1 protein-coding gene is annotated in these 1,113 nt (G+C 50.0%); it reads right to left on the bottom strand.

Translation table 11 applies throughout. The features are described 5' to 3' along the window. Nucleotides 1-473: 473 nt before the first annotated feature. A complete protein-coding gene (locus HKD27_RS16220; protein ID WP_194690222.1) occupies nt 474-794 on the bottom strand; it encodes a nuclear transport factor 2 family protein in 321 nt (106 codons plus the stop codon). Nucleotides 795-1,113 lie beyond the last annotated feature (319 nt).

Genomic DNA, 1,113 nt, shown 5'->3' with positions numbered 1-1,113 from the left:
GTCAGATCGCCTCGTGCCATGCCTGTTCTCTCTGCTCCTTACCCCACAGGCAGGAAGTGAATCAGATCTCAGGCAGATCGTATAGATCTTTTGTCAACGTGACCTAGTCTCAGTCGCCATGCTTCTCGCAGAAATGCCAGAACTCGGTCGCATGACAGCGACCGAAGCTGCTGCCATGACCGGACTTGCACCAATGTCTCAGGATAGCGGCGCGATGCGCGGGAAACGTGTCATTTCAGGAGGACGGATCTCTCCGCCATGTCCTGTTTCAAGCCGAATTGGCAGCTTCATGTCATGATCCGGTTTTGAAAGCTGTGGCACAGCGCACGAAACAGCGGGGCAAGCCACATAAACTGGTCATCATCGCGATTGCGCGGCGTCTCGTCACAATCGCAAATGCTGTCCTCAAAACAGGCCTACCGTGGCGTGTAGGTTCCATCGCTTAAACACAGTTGCTAGCTCTCCTCACCCTTCTATTCGATAATAAGACCGACAATCTGATTATCCTGTAACTGGAATTTCATCGTTCCCACGCCGTTAAAACCTTTCCCCGTAACCTTGATGGTTACTGAATATCCCGTCGTTATCATATGGACTTCAAGGGGAACGAGATAAGCATGGACGCCAATGTTATCGCTTCGATTCCAACGGGCAATTCCAGCCTTTCCCTGGTAGTTCCGGCCCCAGTCAGCGAGAAATGCATCTGCTGTAAAACAGTTCAGGAAATTTGCTGTATCCCCCGTATTCGTCGTTTCAATAAAGTGCGCTATTGGAGGTGGAAGATCGATTGCCACGTGTTTTGCTCCTCTGGACGAATGAGACACCTTGAAATTACGTCTCTACTATTGAGATGCAGACTATTCCATTTTCTCTTTCCGATAATTACCACTTGTCCGGAAAGAAAATCCGGAGGACACGAACAATAAAAAAAGAGCGCCTGACGTCCTGCCGGATAGAGTACCCATAAATCTACGAGCGGCAGTTCTCACTCCCTAGCTGTTTAGGTTCTGTTGACAAAAGATGGTAGCCACAACTTGGCTGCGGCGAGGTTGAGAAAGGCGCGGAACGATTTTCTCGTCTGGTCATAGCGGGTTGCGATACGGCGAAACTGCT

This window comes from Gluconobacter sp. R75690 (genome assembly GCF_015244525.1).
GTDB classification, from domain to species: Bacteria; Pseudomonadota; Alphaproteobacteria; order Acetobacterales; family Acetobacteraceae; genus Gluconobacter; species Gluconobacter potus.
This window is presented reverse-complemented; position numbering and strand designations above follow the sequence as displayed.